This window comes from Arcicella rosea (genome assembly GCF_040543805.1).
Taxonomy (GTDB): Bacteria; Bacteroidota; Bacteroidia; order Cytophagales; family Spirosomataceae; genus Arcicella; species Arcicella rosea.
Window position 1 is genome coordinate 1 of record NZ_JBEUMS010000016.1, and the last position, 24,359, is coordinate 24,359.

Genomic DNA, 24,359 nt, shown 5'->3' on the forward strand with positions numbered 1-24,359 from the left:
TAAATGTCGTAATCTTGGTAATACAATAAAAAAAACTTGACAATTAATTCAGTTTTAACCCAAAATACTGTCAAGCTTTTTTAGGGTGAGACACATATAAACAATGCTCAAGAGTATATAAACAATACTCAAGAGCATATAAACAATACTCAAGAGCATATAAACAATGCTCAAGAGCATATAAACAATGCTCAAGTGTATATAAACAATATTCAAGAGTATATAAACAATACTCAAGAGTATCAAAACAATGCTCAAGTGTATATAAACAATACTCTTGAGCATCAAAACAATACTCAAGAGCATATAAACAATATTCAAGAGTATCAAAACAATACTCAAGAGCATATAAACAATACTCAAGTATATCTAAACAATATTCAAGAGTATCAAAACAATGCTCAAGAGCATATAAACAATACTCAAGTGTATTGAAACTAATCATTCATCATTAATACTGTACGAGGTTTAGATTTGTTTTTAAAACAGATTTTGTAGCGGCAAACCCTTGCGGTTGCCGCACTCAACACGGCAACCGCAAGGGTTTGCCGCTACAAAAAATTTAATTATGAAATTTTTTTTTCCAAAATTGAATCTCTCGTAATGTACTGACCTAATTCATCATTCCTAAAATTCCCCAAAAGATTAACAAATCCTTTGGGGAATTTTCTTATCTTCGATTTCATTCAAAAATCTTCAACAACATGAAAAAACATTTATTATTACTCTCGCTTTGTCTTTGGGCGAGTTTCAATTTATCCGCTCAAACCCCTCCTGTCAAACGTCCTTTAAAACCTTCTGATGTTTATCGTTTAAAAACTGTTACTGATGCCAAGATTTCTCCTGAAGGCAATTGGGTCAGTTACACACTTTCAACAATCGACTCAGCCAAAAACAAAAGAAATGCCGATGTTTACATGGTTTCTTGGGATGGGAAAGAAACCGTTCAATTAACGCACACACCTGATGGAGAATCTCAAGCTCGTTGGAGTCCAGACGGAAAATATTTATCATTCGTTTCTTCAAGAAATGGTTTAACCAGTGGTCAAATCTGGTTGATGGACAGAAGAGGTGGCGAAGCCAAACAATTGACCGACCTGAAAAAAGGTGATTTAGAAGAATACGCTTGGTCGCCAGACGGTAAAAAAATTGCTTTGGTCATTAAAGTTTCAGCAGATACTTCTAAATCAAAAGCACCCAAACCAATCGTTATCGACCGCTTTCAGTTTAAAAAAGATGTTGAAGGTTATATCACCAGAAGCTCAACGCATTTATATTTATTTGACATTGAAACCAAAAAGATTGATACTTTAACGAAAGGAAATTTTGAAGAAGAATCACCCGTTTGGTCGCCCGATGGTTCACAGATTGCTTTTTTGAGTAATCATACAGATGACCCAGACAAAAATGCTAATTCAGATATTTTTGTGATGGATGCCAAAGCCAATGCTCCTGCAAAACAATTGACAACTTGGACGGGAAGAGATTATTCACCTGTTTGGAGCCCCGATGGCAAACAAATTGCGTACTTGAGAACTACTTCTTCAGAAGCTTACATCATGTACGACCAATCTATTTTATGTACAATTTCCAAAGATGGAGACGAGCCAAAGCTCTTAACAAAATCTTTAGACAGACCTGTTTCTTCACATAAATGGACAAAAGATGGTGCTTCCATTCTGGCTTTAGTAGCCGACGACCGTACAAGATACATTGCACAATTCAACGCTACTGACGGAAAAATCACCAAACTCCTTGATGGTGAAAGAAGTTTTACTACGTTAGAGAGACATCCTGCTGGTACTTTCTTAACGACGATGAGTAACCCGCAAACTCCTGCCGAATTGTATGTTTTTGAAAATAATGCGATAAGACGATTGACCAAACATCATGAAGATTTCTTAGCACCTTTATCATTAGCAAGTGTTGAAGGTTTTACGTCAAAAAGTAAAGATGGCACTTTGGTTTCAAACCTTTTGTATCGCCCAGCGAATGCTTCAAAAACTGTGAAACTTCCAACGATTTTCTTTATTCATGGCGGTCCAGTAGCTCAGGATGAGTACAGTTTTGATTTAAGTCGCCAAATGTTAGCTGCCGCTGGTTATAATGTGGTGGCGGTAAATTATCGTGGTTCAAACGGTAGAGGTTTAGCTTATTGCAAAGTAATTTCTGGCGATTGGGGCAATAAAGAAGTAATGGATATTTTGGGGGCAACCGATTATGTAGTAAATAATGGCATTGCTGACCCAGAAAAATTGGGTATTGGCGGTTGGAGTTATGGCGGAATCCTGACAGATTATACCATTGCAACGGATACTCGTTTTAAAGTAGCATCAAGTGGCGCAGGTGTAGCAATGATTTCGTCAATGTATGGAGCAGACCAGTATATTTTACAATATGAACACGAATTAGGAGCGCCTTGGAAGAATTTTGATAAATATATTGCACTTTCGTATCCATTCTTGAAAGTAGAAAAAATCAAAACGCCAACACAATTTATGGTAGGGGAAAGTGATTTTAACGTGCCAGCCATCGGTAGTGAACAAATGTATCAAGCGTTCAAATCAGTAGGAATTCCAACGGAGTTGATTATTTATCCGGGGCAATTTCATGGCATTACAAACCCAAGTTTTCAAATCGACCGCTTTGAGCGTTATTTGAAATGGTTTGGAAAGTATTTGAAGAAATAATTAACAAAACAAATAAACCATATCTGGGAATGTCTGTATTATTTTATACATTCATTCTCAGATTTTTTTATGTCTATTTTTTCACACACACACATCAAAACAACCCTAAACGATAGAATACTTTATGAAAAAAATATTTTATCAATCTGTTTTTTTACTGCTCCTTTGCTCCTACTCATCGTTCAGTCAAGCAACGATTAAAGGCAAAGTAATTGACGAAGAGAACAATAAACCTTTACCTTTTTCAACGGTTTTTGTAGTAGGCTCGTCCATTGGCACGATTACCAATGAAAATGGAGAATTCACGCTAAAAGTACCTTTCGGAACCATACAAATTGGTGCTTCATTTATTGGTTATAGTACGATTAGTTCTGTTTTTGAGAGTAAACAATTGATTGATAAAACACTTACTTTCAAATTAATGCCAGTCAGCAAAGAATTACTTGAAGTAAAAATTGAAGGCAAAGTAAGCAAGCAATGGCTTAGAGATTATAAAGTTTTTAAAAGAGAATTTCTCGGAGAAAGTGAAAAAAATGAAGATTATGAAATTGAAAATCGAAATAAAATCCGACTGTTTTGGGAAGAAAACAAACTCTTTGCCAGTTGTGATGAACCACTCGTAATCATCAATCACAAACTTGGCTATAAAGTATTTAGTACTTTGAAAGAATTTCAATACAAAACCAATGGTGATGTTTCCTATTTAGGTATTACTCGTTTTGAACCCTTGAAAGCACAAAACCAAACAGAACAAAATACTTGGGAACAAAACCGAAAAGAAGCTTATTGGGGTTCACCAAACCATTTCTTTAAATCTTTGATAAGGCATCAATTGAAAGAAAATAAGTTTTTAGTGATTAAAGATACTTTGGTTAATTACAACATGAATGATTTCTATCTAAAGTTAACAAACAAAGCTTTTCAGATAGATTTAGATAAAATGATAGAGCCAGATTCTGTCAATCATCAGTACTTTCTCAAACTTAACACTCCTATCGAAATTGTTTATGAAGGTAAAAATAACAAACAAGCCAATTATCGTTATCGCTACATGCGCTATGAACATACCAGTATAGAGCTTTCCAACAAAAATGAAGTAAAATACCTAACTTCACAAGGAGAATTGTATCCTCCACAGTCCTTAAAATTTTCGGGAAGCATGGGTAATTATCGTATCGGAACGGCTTTACCTTCCGATTATGAACCTGAATAAGAATTATTAAAACAGTACGAAACAAAACATAAGAATATGCTTGAACAACGTTTCCAAAACCAAGTAGCGATTGTCACTGGTGCAGGTATTGGCATTGGTTTTGAAATTGCAAAACAACTAGCTGAACAAGGTGCGAAAGTAATCCTAAACGATATTGATGAGGATTTGGCGGAATCTTCAGCAAAAACAATTCGTGAAAATGGAAGAATTTGTGAAGCTTTTGGTGGAGATGTTGCCGATTTAGAAAGTATCCAACTCTTGATTCAGAAAACAATAATAAGTTTTGGGAAATTAGATATTTTAATTGCCAATGCTGGCATTACTACTTTTGGAGATTTCTGGGAATATCAACCAGAATCAATGCAGAAAATTTTACAAGTAAACTTATTCGGTACTTTCTTCTTGACACAAGCGGCAAGTAAACAAATGTTAAAACAAGGACATGGTGGAAGTATTTTATTAACTTCTTCAGTGACGGGGCATCAAGCACATAAATATTTGGCGGCTTATGGAATGACAAAAGCGGGGATAGAACAACTGGCTAAAAATTTAGTGGTTGATCTATCCCCGCATCAAATAAATATCAATACTGTTGCTCCTGGTGCAACACTTACAGAACGGACTTTAAGTGATGCAAATTATCTTGAAACTTGGTCGAGGATTACTCCTACTGGTCGCCCAGCTACTGTTCAAGACATTGCCAATGCCGCACTTTTCTTAGTTTCTCCACTTTCCAGACAAATCACTGGTCAATGTATCGTAGTAGATGGTGGTTGGACTTCTGTTGGGCCTTCGCCTTATTAGTTGTGAGTTGTGAGTTGTGAGTTGTGAGTTGTGAGTTGTGAGTTAAAAAATTGCTCTTCTTTCAAACAAGTTCATCAATACTATCTTTTTTCAACAGTTGTAGCGAATAAAATTCACAATTCATCACTCATAATTCACAACTCATAATTATTTCTAGCTTTTCCAATATTTCTTCAAATTGTAGCTAAACGTTAACATAAAATATTGTTGAAGTACATTCGATTGATTGTCTTCGATATAAGTTGTTGTTACGTTTCTTTGAATACTTGTGTTTAATTTCAATAAATCGAATACAGACAGGCGAATTTCTCCTTGTTGTTTTTCAAACAATTTCTTCGCTACAGCCATGTTCCACAATGTGTAAGATTGATTGAACGAAGACGAAAGTCCAGAGTTTGAATAATAAGTAGCATCTGTATTAAACACAATTCCTTTCCAGAAAATAATGTTCAAACGCAACTTTACATTTTGGTTGAAGTAATTATTGTTCAAACTATTTGAGATGGTATTTTGAACAAAGCTAATATTTGAATTTGACGAAATCGTGAAGTCAACATTTTGGCTAATATTACTACTCAACACTAAACCAAAAGCATAACGTTGAGAATCGCTGTAGTTCAAAGCTGTGTTAATTAAACCAGGCGTTCTTGAAAAACTTGCTGTAAGATTGGTATTGATGTTTGACTTGATAGCTTTCACAGGGAAACCATAAGACATAAAACCTCTCACCGAATACTGTCCATCTAAATTAACAGGACGAGAAAGTTGAGAACCAGCCTTCAAAGTAATGTCTTTACTGATTACAGTATCTCTTGTAGCAATAAAACTGCTGTTAGTAATATTTCCTACTACAAAATTGGCACTCATCAAAGTAACAAAATTTGAAAAAGTAGTTGGACTTGTAGCCGTATAACGTAATGAAAGTTGATGCTGATACTCCTGAGTCAACGAAGAATTACCAGTTGATAATCTTAATGGATTGTTATTATTAACTACTTCTTGCAATTGGCTAATACTTGGTTGCTGGGTTTGGGTTTGATAATTGAAACGCACAGATTTAGCATTACCATTAATATTATAACGCATTGAAAAAGAAGGCAAAATATTATTGAAGCTCTTATCTAAATTATAAGTTTTAGGGAAAATTTGTTCGTTCATCAAATGTGCATTTTGATAACGCACTTCGGCAGAAATATTCATATTTCTTGAAAACTGACGAAAACCTGTACCAATTCTATAATTATAATAATCGCTATTGAAAACGTTACTCAACAAAGTATCCAAACGGTTGTAAGTTTGTTCTGAATCAGAAAAATTATAAGCATATTTTTCCGACTGGTTTTCATTATAACCAAAACTTGTACTCAAGAAAACCGCACTTTGTTTACTGACAGGTTCTGAATAATATAAACTTGTAGAAAGCCCTAAACCATTGGCATCAGTATTTGAACGCTGATTTAAAATTCTAGCAGATGGATTTGTTCCGTAAAAATTATTAACAGATTTCAACGAACCTTCAGCATTTCTGTCGTTATAAGTAGTCGTTACATTGAACGTCAACGAACGACCCATTTTAGCAAATCGGTGTCTGAAAAGGAGATTATTTGAAAAATTAATGGCGTTATTATTACTAGCATTTTTATTTAAAACATCATTCAAGCTACTTCCTTTCAAGCTAGTAACACCGTCATAACCAGAGTTCGCATCAGTGGTTTGAAAACTTAAATTTGGTGTCATTACTAATGAATTGTTATCATCAATTTTGTATTCTAACCTAAAATACGCACGATGATTCAAGCTTTTTGTACTTGAATTACTATTTTCAGCATAGGTTTGTCCAGCATTTGAGCTTTGAATATATTGTTGAAAACTGTTTTCTACGATAGAATTACTTGATTGATTCAAGAAATAACTTCCTTGCAATTTCAATTTTGTTCCCCATTCATTCGAGTAATTTAAGCCAAAAGCATTAGTGGTATTATAACCCGGTTGATTATTCACCAAAAAGTTGCTAGAGTTGTCTCCTCCGCCACCAGCACCGCCACCACGGTTTCCACCTCCGCCACCACCTCTACGTGACTGCGCACTTCCACTTGCTACTCCTGTAAGGTCTTCAGAAGAAAAGTTTTGTTGATTAATATTATTCGATTGAAACAAAACCGTTAAACGGCTACTTCCTTTAAAACGATTAATACTTGAACCTACTCTATAAGAATCGTTTGTACCAATACCCGCTGAATTTCTACCGAAAATACCATTTCTCATATCAGGACGAGTTGTAATATTTACGGTTTTAGTCGTATTACCATCATCCAATCCCGTTAGTTGTGATTGTTCGCTCAATTGGTCAAATACCTGAATTTTATCAATTACTTCAGCTGGAATATTTTTCATGGCTGCGGTTGCGTCTTTTCCGAAGAAAAGCTTTCCATCAATCATTACTTGTTTTACTTCTTCCCCTTGAATTTGCATTTTGCCATTTTCAACAACAGCACCCGGCAATTTTTCAATTAATTCATCAGCATTAGCGTCAGGATTTACTTTATAAGCTCTTGCGTTGAATTGCAAAGTATCTTTTTTCTGAATTACCCCAGCTACTTGCCCAACTACTTTTACTTCGTTGAGGGTCTGACTATCTTCAATCAATAGCATTGTACCTAAAGCAATGGTTGGCTCGTCTGCAACAGTAATATTTTGTCTGAGTTCTTTATATCCTAAAAAGCTTACACGGATAGAATAATTTCCTTTTCTTACTTGAGCAAATTGAAATTTTCCTAAATCGTTGGTAGGAATGGTTCTTTTACGGGTAGAATCTGCAAGATTAACAAGTGATACATAAGCACTTTTCAAAGTTTTTTGGGTAGCCATCTCTCTAATTTCTCCGCTAATTACTGTTTGAGCATAGAATTTCGTACAAGATAGGATTAGGGCTAAGAGGATAAATAATTTTTTCATAGCGAAAGTTTGTTTTTATTTTAACACAAATTTAAAAAAACGTAGTCGAAGCACTCAGATTTGAGACAAGCACGAATAATTGTGCGACTTATCTCTAATTAATTTCTTTTATGGTAAATTTGAATTTGTAAGGATTGTTTATCTTTGATAATTCATATAAATGCCTTAGATTCTGTCCAATGATAATGGTTTAATGATAAAATTTATTTTTTTTGAATCCCTTAAACAAATACCAAATTTTGGACCTCATTTCTTAAATAATTAATTGTCTTCATCGTTAGTAAACCAAAAACAACAAAATGAATAAACCTCAACAACACAAAATAGTATTATATTTCTTAATGACTTGTCTAGGCATTTGGTTTGCAAGTTGTAAGAATAAAATCAGTGACCCAGACCCAATCCCAAGTAATCAGTACTTAGTAAGTAGCACGCTGATTGGTACTTATTCAAAAGATGTACTAAAAACCAGAACTGATGTGCTAACGGGCGGAATCAACGACCCACTTGTAGCAATATTCATTAGCGGTTTGTTGAAATATGACATCAAAGCCTATAAAATTATTTACAAAACCAAGAATACAGACGGCACTGAAATTCAAGCTTCGGGTGCTTTAATTGTACCACAAACTACTGAGGCGATACCGTTAATCAGCCAACAACACGGAACGATTCGTTCTGATAACGATGCTCCATCAAACTATGGAACAAGTAGCGAGTCTTACACGATTGCTTCACTTTTCGCTTCAAATGGTTATATCATTGCCTGCCCAGATTATATTGGTTATGGAGCTTCAAAAAGTATTGTTCATCCTTATGAACATCGTGAAAGTTTAGCACAAGCAAGTTTGGATATGATTCGTGCTTCTAAAGAATTTATTACGACTGAAAAACTAAACTGGAGTAAAAAATTGATGATTACGGGCTACTCTCAAGGCGGTTTCGCTACGATGTCTTTACAAAAGAAAATTGAAGAACAATTCCCAACTGAATTCAATTTAGTGGCTTCTTCTTGTGGCGCTGGCGCTTATAATAAAACGGCTTTCATGAAGTATTTGATTAACGAAACTACTCATGCGATTCCAGAGTACAATCAACTTTATATTTGGGTAGTACAAACTTATAACCGTATTTACGGACTCAACAGAGCGATGAATACTTATTTCAAGGAACCTTATGCTACGGATATTCAAAACAATGGCAATAATGCAAATGTACCCGTAAGTTTCAATCTTGCTTTTGCTGATGCTTTCAAAAAGAATATCAATGATGGAACAGATACTCAATTTTTAAACGCCGTGAAAGACAACGACGTTTTTGACTGGGCTCCAAAAACTGAGACACAATTGTATCATGGTAATGCTGATCAACAAGTATTTTATCTGAATTCATCTACAGCCGTTACTGCCATGAAAGCAAAAGGTGGCAATGTTACTTTAATTACAAAGGCTGGTGGAACACATGGCTCAACTTTACAAGATTATGCCATCGGAACTTTCAATTTTTTCAATGGTAAAAAATAAACAAACGTTATAACGGTTTTGAAAATCTAAGTAAAATGATTAGATAGCATCAGTAAGCTAACGTCGTTATTACTTGAATTGAAGTGCTAAATATCAATACTTAAAATTCATAATTCATAAATAATAATTCATAACTCTTGCTAGGCTATTGAAAATTTGAATTATTGTTTATAATTTTATCAAAACCATTAAAATCCCTTAAAAATCAATGCAACTTTCGCTAATTTCTGAAATGCCCGAATTAGAGAAGAAAATCTTCTTGGACATTTACGCTAAGGTGTACTTTGATACTCGTCGTAACCGTCCGAGATTAAAAACCATTGATGGACAAGCTATTCCCTGCGACCTAAAAATTGGTTGCCCAACAAAAATTATCGCTGATTTTCCAGAAGGAACTATTTATAAATTAGACGCTCGTTTGATACAAAAAAATGGTCGTCAACCGTATTTCCTGACCATCAACAAAAAGAAAGTACAGCGAGCCATAGAGTTTTTTGAACATAATTTACAGATTCAAAAAGGCTTAAAAACAGAATGTAAAACCAAGAAAGTAACTTTCGAAAAAGTTAAAAAAGACAAAAAAGCAGATACTTTCAAAGACGATATTTCTATTTTTTAATGATAAAAACATGTATTATCCCTAATTTTAAAATCACAAAAAAGCGGTCAAAAAACTAATTTTGACCGCTTTTTTGTGATTGATGGACAGCGAATTCCTACTGTTTGAGCGGAGCGAGTTTAGGAATTCTTGATTTTTTTGTTACTTTTTGTATCAAGACAAAAAGTAAGGACGAGAATAAATCCCAAAAACATTGAAATCTCTTCATACTTACTTATTTAAGAAAAAATTAAGTATGAATCATATTTATCATTTAGAAAAACATCTTCTGAGCCAACCTAAAAGTATTACAGTGAGCTTCTACAATATCAATTATTTTTGGAGAATATCCTCCTCCCATTGATACAACTATTGATAATTTATTTTTGATAGCTTGTTCAAATACAAATTCATCTCTTCTAAAACATCCTTCTTTTGACACACTCAATTTCCCTAATTTATCGGTTTCCAGAATGTCAACACCCGAAATATAAAAGAGAAAATCAGGTTTCTGCTCTTTGATTAATTTAGGTAATGTTTCGAAAAGAATATTCAAATACTCTTCGTCTTTGGTATAAGTTTTCAGCTCAATATCCAAATCAGATTGTTCTTTATGCAATGGATAATTCTCTTTTCCGTGCATTGAAAAAGTAAAAACAGCTGAATTGTTTTGAAAAATTTCTGCCGTTCCATTTCCCTGATGAACATCCAAATCAATGACGAGTACTTTTGTTGCTAAATGATTTTCCAATAAATAATTTGCCGCTACCGCTACGTCATTCAATAAACAAAAACCTTCTCCTTTATCAGAATAAGCATGATGTGTTCCGCCAGCTACATTCATGGAAATACCATTTTCTAAAGCAAAATGACAACAATCTATCGTTCCCTGAGTAATAATCGTTTCTCTTAAAATCAATTGCTCTGATAACGGAAAGCCAATTTTACGAATCATTTTAGGCTCAAGTCTCAAGTACTTCAAATCTTCCCAATATGCTTTTGTATGTGTTTTTAAAATCCATTGTTCATCAACAGGTTCAGGCGTAAAGAAATTATCCTTATTGCAAGTACCTTCATACAAAAGTTGTTCAGGAATAAGCTCATATTTTAACATCGGGAAACGATGGCCTTCTGGCAATGGATGTTGATATATTGGAGAATAAGCAATTTTTAGCATAAAATAACTTTCAGATGTTTCTATAGATTCTAATTACTTAGTTTATTCCCTTCATTTTACTCGCTATATTTTCTTTAATCAAAGCTATTTCCTTATCATAAATTGTCTTTTTGCGATGAGCAAAATGGATGGTGTTTTTTAAAATACTTTTCCCTTCCCAGATTAACTGAATATTTCCTTTATCAATTTCTTTCTGACATAAAAAATCTGGAATAATTGCCAAACCTTGTCCTTGTGCTAAACATCGAATGATAGAATTCAAATTTGGAACAATATAATTGGGGCGAAAATCTGGATATTTATTGAAATTCAATTGCCAGAAATGTCTCAGATGTTCCATGTCGCCCGTTGTTCCGTACCATTTTTGACTTTTAAGCAATTTTTCAAGCATTTCGTCATCGTTCATCGCTAATACTTTATTAAAGGCTTCTAAATCTGTTTCGTTACCGCCAACCATAATGATTTTTTCAGAAGAAAAAGGAAAATATTCAATGCCTTCTTTTTCTAATATTTGTGGTGTGATAATCAAATCAATAATACCTTTTTCTAGGTTTTCAATCATCAAAGGATATTCACCAAATTGTAGAATGATATTAAAATCAAAACTTGGAATAAATTCTTCTAAAGCATTCTGAAAGGTTTCAAAACACATTCCTAAGCTAATAGTTGGTGTATGTTTCTCGGTACTTTTCTGGAAATTCTTCTCGGCTTCTTCTAATTTACTCAAAGCTTCAATCGTAAAATTATAGAGTACTTTGCCTCTTTCAGTCGGAATCATTTTTCGTCCCGTTCTATCAAATAATTTATAGCCTACATAATGTTCTAAAGAACTTAAATGTAAACTAACTCCGGGTTGAGAAATAAATAATTGCTCTGCTGCTTTGGTCAAAGTTCCTGTTTGATACACTACTTTGAAAGTTCGATACCATTCTAAGTTTACCATTTGCTATTATTTTAATGATACTTTCCTATAAATCATCTTATTTTTATAATACATATTCGCCTTCTACTTTTGTTCCATCAATAACAAAGAAATCATGACAACAAAAGTTTTTATCATTAATGGCGGACAAAAGTTCGGTCATTCTGGCGGAAGATTCAATGAAACAATTTTCCAAGAAAGTATCAGTTTTTTCAATCAACATGCTGATTTCGAAGTAAAAACTACGAACATCAACGAAGAATATAACCCTAAAGAAGAAGTTGAAAAATATGTTTGGGCAGATGTAATTATTTATCATACGCCCATTTGGTGGTTTCAATTACCACACGATTTGAAAAAGTATATTGACGTTGTATTTACTGAAGGTTATAACAAGGGTATTTATCATAGTGATGGACGTTCATCGGCAAACCCTGCTATCAATTATGGTACAGGAGGAATGTTAAAAAACACAAAGTATATGCTGACGACTTCGTGGAATGCACCTAAAGAAGCGTTTACTTTACCGAATGAATTCTTTATGGAAAGAAGTGTAGATGATGGTCCATTATTTGGTTTTCACAGAATGAATGCTTTTACAGGAATGAAGCCACTTGAGAGTTTTCATTTTCACGATGTGGAGAAAAATAGTAATATTGCAAGAGATATGAATCTGTATCAAGAACATCTCCGTAAAACGTTTTTAAACTAACATCCTTTCAAAATGAATATTTACCTGACGGCTATCGTAAAAAGCAAACCTGAACATGTTGAAAAAGTAAAAGCTATTTTAACAGACTTAGTAACTGAATCCAGAAAAGAAACAGCTTGTATTCAATATGATTTGCACCAATCTATCAATGAATCAAATCTATTTACTTTTCATGAAATTTGGGAAAATATGGAAGGTTTAGAAAACCACAATCAGCAACCTTATATTGGTAGTTTCGTTACTCAATTTGATGAATTATTGGAAGAACCCGTAACGGTTTATCAAGCTGAGAAAATAGCTTAGAGAATAAACAAGAATCATCCAGTATTAAAAAATCAAAAAGCGGTCGAAAAACTAATTTCGACCGCTTTTTTGTGATTGATGAGCAATGAATTCCTACTGTTTGAGCGAAGCGAGTTTAGGAATTCTTGATTTTCTTTTGTTACTTTTCTTTCATCAAGGAAAGAAAAGTAAGGACGAGAACAAATCCAAGAACATCTAAATTTCTCTTTTTAGAGGAAAAATTTAGGTTTACTCATATTGACCAACAAGAAAAGTTAAAATCCTACAACAAAGCTCTATCCAAATGCGTGTAACCACCATCTACATAAATTAATTGTCCAGTTGTGTGGCTTGAACGTTTTGACATTAAAAACACTACCATATTGGCAATCTCTTCTGAAGTAGTCATGCGTTTTCCTAATGGAATCTTCTCTGTAATTTTTGCTAGCGTTTCTTCTGGATTTGGTAAAGTTTTAATCCAACGGTCGTACAATGGCGTGTAACATTCAGCTACAATTACTGCATTTACACGAATGCCATAAGGTAATAATTCAACTGCCCATTCACGAGTAAGTGCATTTCTTCCACCGTTTGATGCCGCATAAGCAGAAGTTCCGCCCTGACCTGTTTCAGCGGTTTTAGAACCAATGTTTACAATCGCTCCTTTTGATTCTTTCAAATAAGGCAAAGCATGATGCACCAATAAGTAATAGTGAATCAAATTACTGTGTAATGATGCAACAAAACGTTCATAATTTCCGCTTTCTAAACCTACGCCATCGTTTACACCAGCATTATTTACGATTCCGTCAATTCTGCCAAATTTAGCCACTACTTCATCAATGGCTTTTTTACATTCTTCTGGTTGAGATAATTCTGCTACGAACGACCACGCTTGTCCGCCCGCTGCCTGAATTTTCTCAATTGCTTTTTGATTATCAGCGTCATTTCTGCCTACAATCGCCACATAAGCTCCTTCAGTAGCTAATACTCCAGAAATGCCTTCGCCAATTCCTTTTGCACCGCCCGAAACGATAATTACTTTTTCTTTAAGTCCTAAGTTCATGTTAAAGATTTACCAAAAAGCTTAATGAGGCTCTGGTAAGGTTTAAATATTATAAAATTTGAGCGCATTAGCACCCATGACCTTTTTCTTTTCTAAACTAGAAAAAGCAGAAAAATACTCATTAACAATCCCTAATTGTTCTTCATATTTTGCAGCGACTAAACAAACTGGCCAATCAGAGCCATACATGATGCGCTCTGTACCAAAGGCTTTTACGACAGTATCTAAATAAATTTTGAAATCTGAGACTTTCCAATCTTTCCATTCGCCTTCGGTAACCATGCCTGATAATTTGCAATACACATTTTGATGCAAAGCTAATTTCTTGATATTGGTTTGCCATTCAGCGTATTCACCAGACTTAATATCTGGCTTAGCAATATGGTCTAACACAAACTTTTGATTGGGAAAGAATTTAGCTAATTGAATGGCTTGCTCTAATTGGTAATGATAAATTAGAATATCATAAGTAAAATCAAAAGCGCCTAAAGCCGTGATTCCGGCTTTAAATTTTGGTCTCAACATAAACTCAGTATCTGCCTCACCCTGAACGACATGCCTAAACCCTTTTACCACTTTATGTTCAGCATATTGTTCTAAAATATCGTCAACATCGTCAGCACGTAAATCTACCCAACCCACTACTGCTTTGATAAAATCGTTTTTATTAGCTAAATCAATCAAAAAATCTGTTTCAGCCAATGTTTGGTCTGCTTGTACTGCTACACAACCTGAAATATTATTTTTGGCTAAAATTGGCGCAAGATCATTTGGTAAAAAGTCTCGTTGAATAACTTTCATTTCATCCGAAATCCAATCATGTCTTTGTGCGTCATACTGCCAAAAATGTTGATGTGAATCTATCGTCATAAGATTTGTCTTTTATTTAAAAATTAAAATAGTTTGAAAACTTGAAAAGAGGTAAGCTTTACATTACCTAAAGATAAAACACAAAGCTCGAAACTCCTTTGCATTCTCTCCATTTTCAAATTTTCAAACTACATAACTTATTTTTAAATAAAAAATTATGCTTTCCAGTTTTTAGCGGTTTGTTTTTGTGTTCCTAAACCTTCGATTCCTAATTCCACAACATCGCCTTCTTTCAAAAATACTGGAGGATTAAACCCTAAACCTACTCCCGGAGGTGTTCCTGTTGAAATCACATCACCCGGCAATAAAGTCATGAATTGACTCAAGTATGAAACTAAAGCTGGTACTTTAAAAATCAATTGATCGGTATTACTGTTTTGAACTGTTTTACCGTTTACACTCAACCACATTTTTAAATCATTCTCATCTTCAATTTCTTCTGTAGTTGCCAAGAATGGACCAAGTGGAGCGAATGAATCACAACCTTTTCCTTTACTCCAGTTCCCTCCTCTTTCAATTTGGAATTCTCTTTCAGAAACGTCATTGTGTAAACAATACCCTGCTACATAATTCATTGCATCAGCTTCGTCAACATATTGTGCTTTTTTGCCAATTACTAAGGCTAATTCTACTTCCCAGTCAGTTTTTACAGAATTCTTAGGAATGATGATATCATCATTTGGACCAGAAAGTGCAGTCGTCGCCTTAAAGAAAATAATTGGTTCTGCTGGAATGGCTGCACCAGTTTCACGAGCGTGATCTGCGAAGTTCAAACCAATACAAACAATTTTTGAAGGACGAGGCACACAAGAAGCAATGCGTACTCCTGCTGGAATTTCTTCTAATTCATTTTGTTTTTCTACTAACAATAAACTTAGTTTATCTAAGCCATCATTTTCAAAAAAAGCTTCGTTATAATCTTGAATGTATGCCGAAACATCTAACCATTTCTCTTCTAAGATTACACCAGGTTTTTCATTACCTACTTCTCCAAATCTAAATAATTTCATAACAATTTATTTTGTAATTAAAGGGAATAATTTATCGGCAACAAATTGATTTCCAAGCTCGTTTAAATGAACTCTATCAGTTGTTAAAATGCCTTTATCTTTGTTTTCAGGATTATTATTCAAATTGTGTCCAAGAAATTCTTTTCTTAAATCACAAAGTGGAAGATTATTCTTCGTTGCCAAATTTCTGATAAAATTACTGTATTGATTCATATCCCCATCCTGTTGATTACTGAAATCAGTTTTTTCGCCAATCGTTGCAGGCGTACATAAAATCAATTTAGCTCCACTTGCTTGAATCTTATTGATTAATGCTTGATAAAATCTGATAAATTTATCGGGGTCTGTTCCCGTTCCTGAAGTGGCTTTATGCCAAACATCGTTTACACCCACGTAAATTACTACTAAATCTGGCTTTTTGCTTAATACGTCATCTTCTAAACGTAAGTATAAATCATAAACTTTATTGCCTCCGATACCTGCACCAATCAATTCATAATTGGCTTTGTCTCCTTTTTTGTCTATCATTTCTTGCAGTTTAGTTATATAACCATTGGGCTGTACGCCTGCTTGCGTGATAGAATCTCCAAAGAAAATGATTCTTTTAGGCTTTTCTTGTTGAATAAAAGAGGTCATCGACCAGAATAATACCGATAATAGCAATAGTTTTTTCATGAGTATTGTTTAAAATTTAGTTATTCAATCTAATAAATCCTCCATCAATCGGATAATCACAACCTGTTACAAAACCTGCTTCGTCTGAACATAAGTATAATGCTAAAAAAGCGATTTCTTCTGGTTTAGCCATTCTACCAATTGGTTGTGAAGCCGAAAGTTTTTCAAACATTTCTTCGATATTATTCGGATAATTCTTCGCTAAAAAGCCATCTACAAAAGGTGTATGTACTCTGGCTGGTGAAATACAATTACAACGAATGTTATCTTTTAAGTAATCTTTGGCGATAGATAATGTCATGGTTAAAATTGCTCCTTTCGACATTGAATAGGCAAAACGGTCTGCAATGCCAACTGATGAAGCTACCGAAGCCATGTTTAAAATAACGCCTCCTTTTACTTCTTTCATCATCGGAACGACTGTGTATAAACAATTGTAAGCACCTTTAACATTTACGCTGAAAATTCTATCAAAATCTTCTTCTGAAGTTTTTTCAAGATTACCAACGTGAGCAATTCCTGCATTATTAATCAGAATATCTACACGACCAATAGTTGCAAATACTGTTTTTACAGCATCTTGATTGGTTACATTACAAGCATAAGCATTGGCTTTGCCTCCTTCTGAACGAATCTCTGCTACAGTATCTTGTGCAGCAGCTTCATTGAGTTCAAGAATATTTACTTCTGCTCCTTGTTTGGCAAATAATAATGAGATTGCACGACCAATTCCCGAACCTCCACCTGTTATTACGACTGACTTGTTAGTTAATGAAAACATTGTTTATGATTTTTTCTTGATTGTTTGGCTTCTTCTAATGAAAAAAAGTAATCAGAATGTATAAGTAGTTTATTACGGAAACATACCCTAAATTTTTCTAATAATTATTGATAAACACAAAAAAAGACGACTATATCAGTCGTCTTTTTATCGAATCAAGCAATTTCTATTGTTTACGCAATCTAAATTCTTTGTGATGATAATACGCTATTTGTTTTGCTTTTAATTACCTCCACTCTTTCCAGTAGTTGTACTTCCTTCTGTTGGAGTTATCTTTCGAACAGTTGGATAGGCAATTCCTAATTGTTCCATATAGCTTTTATATTTAGTGGGGTCATAATATACTTTCTTCATTTCTGGTCTAAACTTCGCCATAATTTGCTGATTCAGATTGATAGCTGGCTTATCCGTCGGCGAAATCAAAGATTCGTATTTTACATCCTTGGTTTGTTCGTTTTTATAATAATCCCAAGCTTTTGTAATCAAATCTGGTTTCACCAACATATCTAATAAAGTAAGTGCTTCTACCTTTGCTCCTGCGGTTACTCCTTTGTGTGCAATAGGTGTTGCCATTGAAATAGCATTAGCCCAGTGATGCCCCGGTAAACCCGGAATATTAGAAGGATAGCGCAACACCACCGTAGGAAGATTCCAAGAAATATCAGCGATGTCATCTGAACCTCCACCCATACTTACTAAAACGGGTTCGATGGTTGTATCTATTTTCATTGCCAAACCCTTTTTCTCTGGCGATTTCAATTCTGCTTGCAATGAAGTTGCTAACAGTTGGTCTTCTTCCGACCATTTTGGTAAACCTACTCTTTTAATATGTTCAAAAACATTCTCTGCAATGGGTTTATTGAAATGTCCGGGCCAAGCGCTTCCTAGTACTTCGTAAGACATCGTCGTTCCCGTCATCATCGTTGCCCCTTTTGCTATGGCAACACCTGCATCATACAATTCTTTGATTTTCGGATAGGTTCTTTCACGGAAATAATACCAAACAGATGCTTTAGATGGCACAACATTAGGCTGGTCGCCACCATCAACAATCACATAATGCGAGCGTTGCGAAGGATACAAATGTTCTCTTTTAAAATTCCAGCCAATATTCATTAATTCAACGGCATCCAAAGCACTTTTCCCTCTCCAAGGTGCGCCCGCCGCATGAGCAGCTTCTCCTTCGAAGCTGAATTTTACAGAGACCAAACCATTTCCTCCATTATCGCCCCATTGTACTCCCAAATTATTGGCAACATGGGTAAAAATGCAAGCATCAATATTTTTAAAATGTCCATCACGCACAAAAATGGCTTTAGTTCCCACTAATTCCTCCGCTACACCCGGCCAAAGAACAAGTGTCCCAGCTATCTTCTCACGCTCCATGATTTTTTTAATCACTAAAGCCGCAGTAATATTAAGGGCTTGTCCAGAATTATGTCCTTCTCCATGTCCCGGTGCGCCTTCAATAATTGGATCATGGTAGGCTACACCCGGTTTTTGTGATGCTTTCGGGATACAATCAATATCAGACCCTAAAGCAATAACAGGCTTACCACTTCCCCATTTAGCAATCCATGCTGTTGGAATACCTGAAACACCTTTTTCAATGGTAAAACCTTCTTTTTCGAGAATGTTGGTGATATAATTAGAAGTTTCATATTCTTGGAAACCTAGTTCGCCAAAACTAAAAATCATATCGACCATTTGCTGAGAAAAGACTTGTTTTTTGTCTATTTCTTCTAAAATTTCTTTACGGAGCTTTTCTAATTTCTTGGCATCAATTAAAGTAATTTCAGTACTGACAGTCGATGCTTTTTTAGATTGAGCAAAAATGATTGGTTGACATAGCCAAAAAAGAAGCATTAGGTTGAATAATGCGTAAACGTTTTTTTTCATGTTGATGAATAATTAAAGATAGTTTGGTTTGAAGATGAATGTTTACAGACAGCTTTACTAAATTTAATAATTTTCAATGATTATTTTGATATAGAAATGTTAAAAATGCTATCATTAGAGGGTTTTTGCTTAGCATTATTTTACTTTTAGTAGGTTTTACCTATTCTAGTTTTCAGTATATTTCATTTTAAGAAAGTCTCTGTAAAATCACGACATCAATTAAGTTGAATACTCTTTTAATTTCCTATTGCTTAGCTGTCAATTCTTGATTCTTTAATACTTATCTTCATTTCTTTATTGCTGTTAGGGTTTTCTTCATTGTTGTTGGCTATTTCTAAACTATCAGCTCTCATTTCTTTATTACAGTTAGCTATTTCTCAATTGTCAGCACCTGTTTCTTAATTGTAGTTGGCTGTTTCTTAATTCTCAATACCCGTTTCTTCATTGTAATGTGTTGTTTCTCAACTGTCAGCAATCATTTCTTCATTGTAAGATGCTGTTTCTCTAGTGCAAGTATCTATTTCTTCATTGTAAGATGTTGTTTCTCAAATGCAAGTATCTATTTCTTCATTGTAAGATGCTGTTTCTCAAATGCAAGTATCTATTTCTTTATTGTAAGATGCTGTTTCTCAAATGTAAGTATCTATTTCTTCATTGTAAGATGTTGTTTCTCAAATGTCAGCATTTGTTTCATAATTGTAATTGGCTGTTTCTTAACTGACAATATTTGATTATCAAAAGCTTTTAAAATCCATTTACAATCCTATTAAACCAATCAAATTAATATTCTTGCTTGCCTTATCTTTTAGGCATCAAAGTTTGTAACTTTGGGAATCTTTTGAACACAAAACAATATTTATGGATTTTTTGCATCAAATTTTTGGTAATGATTTAGGCGCAGCGGCCTTGGTAGTGGGGAATTTAATTCTGATTGAAAGTCTTCTTTCCGTTGATAATGCAGCAGTTTTGGCAACAATGGTCATGGATTTGTCTCCAGAAAAAAGAAAGAAAGCGCTGAAATATGGTATTATTGGTGCATATTTTTTTAGAGGTCTTTGTCTTTTATTTGCTTCGTACTTAGTACAAGTTTGGTGGTTGAAACCAATTGGTGGTTTATATTTATTATTCCTTACTTATGATTACTTCAAAAAAGAAGCAACACCACAACAAGATGATGACTTATTAGACAAGAAAAGTAATTGGCTTTACCGTGTTACATTAGGAGCATTAGGACCATTCTGGGCTACGGTTTTTTTAGTGGAAGTAATGGATTTGGCTTTTTCGATTGATAACGTTTTTGCGGCAGTAGCTTTCACAGATAATATTTATTTGATTTGCATTGGGGTGTTTATCGGTATTTTAGCGATGCGATTCGTAGCACAAGCTTTTGTGAAATTAATGGAAAAGTATCCTTTTTTGGAAACAGCCGCTTTTTTAGTAATTGGTGTATTGGGTTTAAAGCTGACTTTATCTTTACTCACGCATTTTCTACCAGAAAATCCAATTGCTAAATTCATGGAAAGCGAAGAAGCTGATGCTTATGTATCTATGCTAACCGTTGGGATTTTTGCTATTCCGTTGCTTACTTCTTATTTCTTTAATTATCCGCATCATAGCAAGAAGAAATAGTTTTATTCATAAAAAAAGGTGCTTTTACTACCGACATTACGTTCCTAACGGAACTACAGTCAAACAAAAAAAGCGGTCGAAAAACTAATTTCGACCGCTTTTTTGTTTTTATACTCAATCAGTTAAACTATATCCGATAGACAGCTTATAATTTTTCGCTCACAATTCATCACTCTTACTTACTCTCTCTTTTTGTAAGCTCTTCCGTACTTCTTTTTCATTTCTTCGGCATGGTTTCTTCTTACATTTACCTTTTTATTCTTTTCAGATTTCTCATGAAAAGCTGGACCTACATCTTCACGTTTGGTTGCTTTCACTTGAATCGTTTTCATAGCTACTCTTTCTATTTCCTCAGGTAAAATCTTAGTTGAAAGCGTTAAATCTTCTGGTAAATCAAGCATTGGAATTTGGTAATTCATCAAATTCTCAATTTCAGAAAGATATTCTTTCTCTTTTTCTACCACAAATGAAATTGCAATTCCTTTTCTTTCTTTTCTACCTGTTCTACCAATTCTATGAATATAGTTTTGTGGTGTTTCTGGTAAATCAAAATTGATAACGTGGGTTACTTCTGCTACATCTAATCCTCTAGCAATAATATCAGTAGCAATTAAGACTCTGCATTCGCCAGATTGGAATTTGATTACACTATCAAAACGATGTTTTTGTGCTTTATTCGAGTGAATCACGCCTATTGATTCACTTTGTTCTGGATTCATCTGCTCATACAATACATCTGCTAAATGTTTGGTAGAAACAAAAACCAATACTTTACTCATCGTTTCATCTTTCTCTAATAATAAATTCAAGAAATTAACTTTTGAATAAAAGTTGGGTACTTCATAATAAGACTGACTGATGTTTTCCAAAGGCGTGCCAACGGGAGTTGCCTCTACTCTTACTGGACTATTGAAATAATCTTCAATTAGTTGTTCTACTTCTTCATTAAGCGTAGCAGAGAAAAGTAAATTTTGTCTTCTTTGAGGTAATCTTCCAAAAACAACTTTCAATTGCGCTCTGAAACCAAGGTTTAACATTTCATCAAATTCATCAATAACTAATTTTTTGACAGATTTTCCAGTAAATGCTCCTACTGATATTAAATCGACCAATCTTCCGGGTGTTGCTACTAAAATATCAGCACCTTCCAATAATTCTGCAACTTGTAATTTCGTATTTACGCCACCATATACACCCAGAACTTTGTAGCTCATATAAGTAAGAAGTTTTTGGGCTTCTTCTACAATTTGCACTACCAATTCACGAGTTGGAACGATAATAACTAATTGTGGGTCTTTTTCTTTTGAAAATTTCAACTGACGAAGACAAGGTAATAAATAAGCATACGTTTTTCCTGTTCCAGTTTGTGCAATTCCACAGACATCTTTACCAGACATCACTACCGAAAAAACTTTTTCTTGGATAGCTGTTGGGGAAGTAAAGCCCAAATCGTTGAGGGCGTTAAGTAATTGTTTATTAAGATTTAATTCTTCGAAAGTCATGACCGTAATTTGATTATTATCACAAAGGTAGGCTTAAACTTTCTGAAAGATAAATTAATAGGCAATTATCGTTGGATTGTTGCCCGCTTTAGGCATTAGGCTTTATGCTTTTACAGTAAATAATTCATAAAACAATTTTATATTATTCCAAGAAGCATTCATGAAACAAAGGGTATTCTATGTGAATTAAAATTTTCAATTCACAACTCATCACTCACAACTCTTACTTATTAAACAGAAAGTCCCCAATTAATTAAAATTGAGGACTTTCTGTTTACTGTTATGTACTTTCTGAAATCCAAAATTAGACATCAGAAATCCAACATCTATTTTAAATCACCTTTTTTCAAAGCATCAACTGCATAAGCGGCTGCTCTAGCTGTTAAAGCCATATAAGTAAGTGAAGGGTTTACACATGAAGCCGATGTCATCGCTGCGCCATCTGTTACAAATACATTGTCAGCACCCCAAACTTGATTATTTTTGTTCAACACAGAGTTTTTAGCATCAGTACCCATACGAGCAGTTCCCATTTCGTGAATACCAATTCCTAGGTGTTTAGATTGGTCGTCATAAGCAACAATGTTTTTCAAACCTGCTTTTTCTAACATTTCTGCGGCATCGTTTTTCATATCGACACGCATTTTTAGTTCGTTGTCGCCATAAGCTGCATCAAACACTAATAATGGCATTCCCCACTTATCTTTTTGAGTTGGGTCAAGTGTCATTCTGTTTTCAGGATTTGGAATTACTTCACCAAAACCACCGATATTGAATGTCCATTTACCCGGATAACTTAAAGCATCTTTAAAGTCTGCCCCAACGCCTTCTTGTCCAGCACCACGACCAAAGTCTTCACGAGAACCACCACCTTGATAACCGAATCCACGTAAATAATCACGTTTGTCAGTTCCCCAGTTACGATATCTTGGAATATAAATACCATTTGCACGACGACCATAGTAATAGTCATCCTCCAAACCTTCAAATTCACCTCTTGCACCAACCGCTAAATGGTGATCCATAATGTTACGACCTAATTGATCAGATTCATTACCTAAACCATTTGGATGACGTTGAGATTTTGAGTTCAACATAATTCCTGTACTTCCAAAAGCAGAAGCATTCAAGAAAATGATTTTTGCAAAATATTCAATTGATTGTAAAGTATTTTGATCAACAATTCTTACACCAACAGCTTTACCCAATTTATCATCATAAATTACTTCTTGAACAATAGCATCAGGACGAAGTGTTAAATTTCCAGTTTTTACTGCTGCTGGTAAAGTTGAAGATTGAGTAGAGAAATAACCACCGTAAGGACAACCCATCATACAACGGTTACGGAACTGGCATTGCGAACGTCCTAAATCATAAGCAATTTTAGATTCACCCGTTAAATGAGCAGTACGCCCCATGATGAAATGACGTGAAGAAAATTCCTTTTCAATTCTTTTCTTCAATTCTTTTTCCAAAGCATTCATGTTCATTGCTGGCAAATAATGGTCGCCATGCGGTAAAACATCAATACCATCTTTATTACCACTGATACCAGCAAATTTCTCAACGTGGTCATACCAAGGAGCTAGATCTTTGTAACGAATTGGCCAGTCTGTACCAATACCTTCTTTGGCATTTGCTTCAAAGTCAATTTCGTTCAAACGATATGATTGACGTCCCCACATCAAAGAGCGACCACCAACATGGTATCCACGAATCCAGTCGATTGGTTTTTTCTCAACGATTGGGTTTTCCTTATCGTTTTCAAACATATCTCTCCAAGGTTCATTTACGGTATAACCAGTACGGACACCGATATAATGTTCCTCAGCAGATTTGTTATCTACACGACCACGATGTTCAAATTCCCAAGGAGCTTTAGTAGCATTCGGGTAATCTTGGATATGTTTAATATCACGCCCTCTTTCAAGCATGATTACTTTTAAACCTCTTTCACATAATTCTTTGGCAGCCCAACCGCCTGATATTCCTGAGCCAACAACAATGGCATCGTAGGTATTTGCTTTATTTCCTGTTCCTGTAATTTCCAC

At 34.5% G+C, this 24,359-nt stretch carries 20 protein-coding genes; 9 read left to right on the top strand and 11 right to left on the bottom strand.

Annotation, left to right across the window (positions count from 1 at the left end):
- Window positions 1–195 precede the first annotated feature (195 nt).
- From ABID42_RS18815 to ABID42_RS18830, 4 genes are all read left to right on the top strand, one after another.
- Window positions 196–435, top strand: a complete 240-nt coding sequence (locus ABID42_RS18815) for a hypothetical protein (protein WP_367284981.1) — start codon at window positions 196–198, stop codon at window positions 433–435.
- Window positions 436–704: 269 nt separating this feature from the next.
- Window positions 705–2,690 carry a S9 family peptidase gene (locus ABID42_RS18820; RefSeq protein WP_367284982.1) on the top strand — a complete coding sequence of 662 codons (1,986 nt, stop codon included), beginning with the start codon at window positions 705–707 and terminating at the stop codon, window positions 2,688–2,690.
- A 124-nt stretch (window positions 2,691–2,814) separates the two neighbouring features.
- A complete protein-coding gene (locus ABID42_RS18825) occupies window positions 2,815–3,903 on the top strand; it encodes a carboxypeptidase-like regulatory domain-containing protein (RefSeq protein WP_367284983.1) in 1,089 nt (362 codons plus the stop codon).
- A 36-nt stretch (window positions 3,904–3,939) separates the two neighbouring features.
- On the top strand, window positions 3,940–4,707 hold the full coding sequence (locus ABID42_RS18830; RefSeq protein ID WP_367284984.1) for an SDR family NAD(P)-dependent oxidoreductase: 768 nt from the start codon (window positions 3,940–3,942) through the stop codon (window positions 4,705–4,707).
- Window positions 4,708–4,860: 153 nt separating this feature from the next.
- On the opposite strand, the gene ABID42_RS18835 is transcribed toward ABID42_RS18830, so the two are convergent.
- On the bottom strand, window positions 4,861–7,662 hold the full coding sequence (locus tag ABID42_RS18835; protein WP_367284985.1) for an outer membrane beta-barrel protein: 2,802 nt from the start codon (window positions 7,660–7,662) through the stop codon (window positions 4,861–4,863).
- A gap of 299 nt (window positions 7,663–7,961) precedes the next feature.
- Between ABID42_RS18835 and ABID42_RS18840 the strand changes: the two genes are divergently transcribed.
- Both ABID42_RS18840 and ABID42_RS18845 read left to right on the top strand, forming a co-directional pair.
- Complete coding sequence (locus tag ABID42_RS18840) at window positions 7,962–9,185, top strand: alpha/beta hydrolase family protein (protein WP_323689236.1); 1,224 nt, start codon at window positions 7,962–7,964, stop codon at window positions 9,183–9,185.
- A gap of 208 nt (window positions 9,186–9,393) precedes the next feature.
- Window positions 9,394–9,804, top strand: a complete 411-nt coding sequence (locus tag ABID42_RS18845) for a hypothetical protein (RefSeq protein WP_323325171.1) — start codon at window positions 9,394–9,396, stop codon at window positions 9,802–9,804.
- A gap of 253 nt (window positions 9,805–10,057) precedes the next feature.
- Here the strand turns inward: ABID42_RS18845 and ABID42_RS18850 are convergent, their stop codons facing one another.
- Both ABID42_RS18850 and ABID42_RS18855 read right to left on the bottom strand, forming a co-directional pair.
- Window positions 10,058–10,960 (bottom strand): histone deacetylase family protein, encoded by a 903-nt coding sequence (locus ABID42_RS18850; RefSeq protein WP_367284986.1) that lies wholly within the window; start codon window positions 10,958–10,960, stop codon window positions 10,058–10,060.
- A 37-nt stretch (window positions 10,961–10,997) separates the two neighbouring features.
- Complete coding sequence (locus tag ABID42_RS18855) at window positions 10,998–11,903, bottom strand: LysR family transcriptional regulator (RefSeq protein ID WP_367284987.1); 906 nt, start codon at window positions 11,901–11,903, stop codon at window positions 10,998–11,000.
- Between the two features lie 94 nt (window positions 11,904–11,997).
- On the opposite strand from ABID42_RS18855, the gene ABID42_RS18860 reads away from it, so the two are divergent.
- Window positions 11,998–12,594: an NAD(P)H-dependent oxidoreductase gene (locus ABID42_RS18860; protein WP_367284988.1), complete on the top strand. Its 597-nt coding sequence runs from the start codon at window positions 11,998–12,000 to the stop codon at window positions 12,592–12,594.
- A 12-nt stretch (window positions 12,595–12,606) separates the two neighbouring features.
- The gene (locus ABID42_RS18865) at window positions 12,607–12,897 is read left to right on the top strand and encodes a putative quinol monooxygenase (protein WP_367284989.1); all 291 of its coding nucleotides are present in this window, start codon (window positions 12,607–12,609) and stop codon (window positions 12,895–12,897) included.
- Between the two features lie 262 nt (window positions 12,898–13,159).
- Here ABID42_RS18865 and ABID42_RS18870 read toward each other — a convergent pair whose 3' ends face one another.
- The 6 genes from ABID42_RS18870 to ABID42_RS18895 all read right to left on the bottom strand — a co-directional run bounded on the left by ABID42_RS18870 (window position 13,160) and on the right by ABID42_RS18895 (window position 19,177).
- Entirely contained in the window at window positions 13,160–13,942 is a 783-nt protein-coding gene (locus ABID42_RS18870; protein ID WP_367284990.1) for an L-fucose dehydrogenase, read from the bottom strand.
- A gap of 42 nt (window positions 13,943–13,984) precedes the next feature.
- A complete protein-coding gene (locus ABID42_RS18875; RefSeq protein WP_367284991.1) occupies window positions 13,985–14,812 on the bottom strand; it encodes an amidohydrolase family protein in 828 nt (275 codons plus the stop codon).
- Window positions 14,813–14,967: 155 nt separating this feature from the next.
- Complete coding sequence (locus ABID42_RS18880) at window positions 14,968–15,822, bottom strand: fumarylacetoacetate hydrolase family protein (protein WP_367284992.1); 855 nt, start codon at window positions 15,820–15,822, stop codon at window positions 14,968–14,970.
- A 6-nt stretch (window positions 15,823–15,828) separates the two neighbouring features.
- The gene (locus tag ABID42_RS18885; RefSeq protein ID WP_435521485.1) at window positions 15,829–16,497 is read right to left on the bottom strand and encodes an SGNH/GDSL hydrolase family protein; all 669 of its coding nucleotides are present in this window, start codon (window positions 16,495–16,497) and stop codon (window positions 15,829–15,831) included.
- A 16-nt stretch (window positions 16,498–16,513) separates the two neighbouring features.
- The gene (locus ABID42_RS18890; RefSeq protein WP_367284993.1) at window positions 16,514–17,278 is read right to left on the bottom strand and encodes an SDR family NAD(P)-dependent oxidoreductase; all 765 of its coding nucleotides are present in this window, start codon (window positions 17,276–17,278) and stop codon (window positions 16,514–16,516) included.
- 222 nt (window positions 17,279–17,500) lie between these two features.
- A complete protein-coding gene (locus tag ABID42_RS18895) occupies window positions 17,501–19,177 on the bottom strand; it encodes an amidohydrolase (protein WP_367284994.1) in 1,677 nt (558 codons plus the stop codon).
- Between the two features lie 858 nt (window positions 19,178–20,035).
- Between ABID42_RS18895 and ABID42_RS18900 the strand changes: the two genes are divergently transcribed.
- Window positions 20,036–20,806, top strand: coding sequence for a TerC family protein (locus tag ABID42_RS18900; RefSeq protein WP_323689226.1), 771 nt, complete (start codon window positions 20,036–20,038; stop codon window positions 20,804–20,806).
- Between the two features lie 179 nt (window positions 20,807–20,985).
- On the opposite strand, the gene ABID42_RS18905 is transcribed toward ABID42_RS18900, so the two are convergent.
- Together ABID42_RS18905 and ABID42_RS18910 are read right to left on the bottom strand one after the other, a co-directional pair.
- Window positions 20,986–22,308, bottom strand: coding sequence for a DEAD/DEAH box helicase (locus ABID42_RS18905; protein ID WP_367284995.1), 1,323 nt, complete (start codon window positions 22,306–22,308; stop codon window positions 20,986–20,988).
- Window positions 22,309–22,634: 326 nt separating this feature from the next.
- A complete protein-coding gene (locus ABID42_RS18910) occupies window positions 22,635–24,359 on the bottom strand; it encodes a GMC family oxidoreductase (protein WP_323689224.1) in 1,725 nt (574 codons plus the stop codon).

Coding starts and splice junctions, on each gene's coding strand:
- ABID42_RS18820 (WP_367284982.1), top strand. CDS start 705: ATGAAAAAACATTTATTATTACTCTCGCTTTGTCTTTGGGCGAGTTTC.
- ABID42_RS18825 (WP_367284983.1), top strand. CDS start 2,815: ATGAAAAAAATATTTTATCAATCTGTTTTTTTACTGCTCCTTTGCTCC.
- ABID42_RS18830 (WP_367284984.1), top strand. CDS start 3,940: ATGCTTGAACAACGTTTCCAAAACCAAGTAGCGATTGTCACTGGTGCA.
- ABID42_RS18835 (WP_367284985.1), bottom strand. CDS start 7,662: ATGAAAAAATTATTTATCCTCTTAGCCCTAATCCTATCTTGTACGAAA.
- ABID42_RS18840 (WP_323689236.1), top strand. CDS start 7,962: ATGAATAAACCTCAACAACACAAAATAGTATTATATTTCTTAATGACT.
- ABID42_RS18845 (WP_323325171.1), top strand. CDS start 9,394: ATGCAACTTTCGCTAATTTCTGAAATGCCCGAATTAGAGAAGAAAATC.
- ABID42_RS18850 (WP_367284986.1), bottom strand. CDS start 10,960: ATGCTAAAAATTGCTTATTCTCCAATATATCAACATCCATTGCCAGAA.
- ABID42_RS18855 (WP_367284987.1), bottom strand. CDS start 11,903: ATGGTAAACTTAGAATGGTATCGAACTTTCAAAGTAGTGTATCAAACA.
- ABID42_RS18860 (WP_367284988.1), top strand. CDS start 11,998: ATGACAACAAAAGTTTTTATCATTAATGGCGGACAAAAGTTCGGTCAT.
- ABID42_RS18865 (WP_367284989.1), top strand. CDS start 12,607: ATGAATATTTACCTGACGGCTATCGTAAAAAGCAAACCTGAACATGTT.
- ABID42_RS18870 (WP_367284990.1), bottom strand. CDS start 13,942: ATGAACTTAGGACTTAAAGAAAAAGTAATTATCGTTTCGGGCGGTGCA.
- ABID42_RS18875 (WP_367284991.1), bottom strand. CDS start 14,812: ATGACGATAGATTCACATCAACATTTTTGGCAGTATGACGCACAAAGA.
- ABID42_RS18880 (WP_367284992.1), bottom strand. CDS start 15,822: ATGAAATTATTTAGATTTGGAGAAGTAGGTAATGAAAAACCTGGTGTA.
- ABID42_RS18885 (WP_435521485.1), bottom strand. CDS start 16,497: ATGAAAAAACTATTGCTATTATCGGTATTATTCTGGTCGATGACCTCT.
- ABID42_RS18890 (WP_367284993.1), bottom strand. CDS start 17,278: ATGTTTTCATTAACTAACAAGTCAGTCGTAATAACAGGTGGAGGTTCG.
- ABID42_RS18895 (WP_367284994.1), bottom strand. CDS start 19,177: ATGAAAAAAAACGTTTACGCATTATTCAACCTAATGCTTCTTTTTTGG.
- ABID42_RS18900 (WP_323689226.1), top strand. CDS start 20,036: ATGGATTTTTTGCATCAAATTTTTGGTAATGATTTAGGCGCAGCGGCC.
- ABID42_RS18905 (WP_367284995.1), bottom strand. CDS start 22,308: ATGACTTTCGAAGAATTAAATCTTAATAAACAATTACTTAACGCCCTC.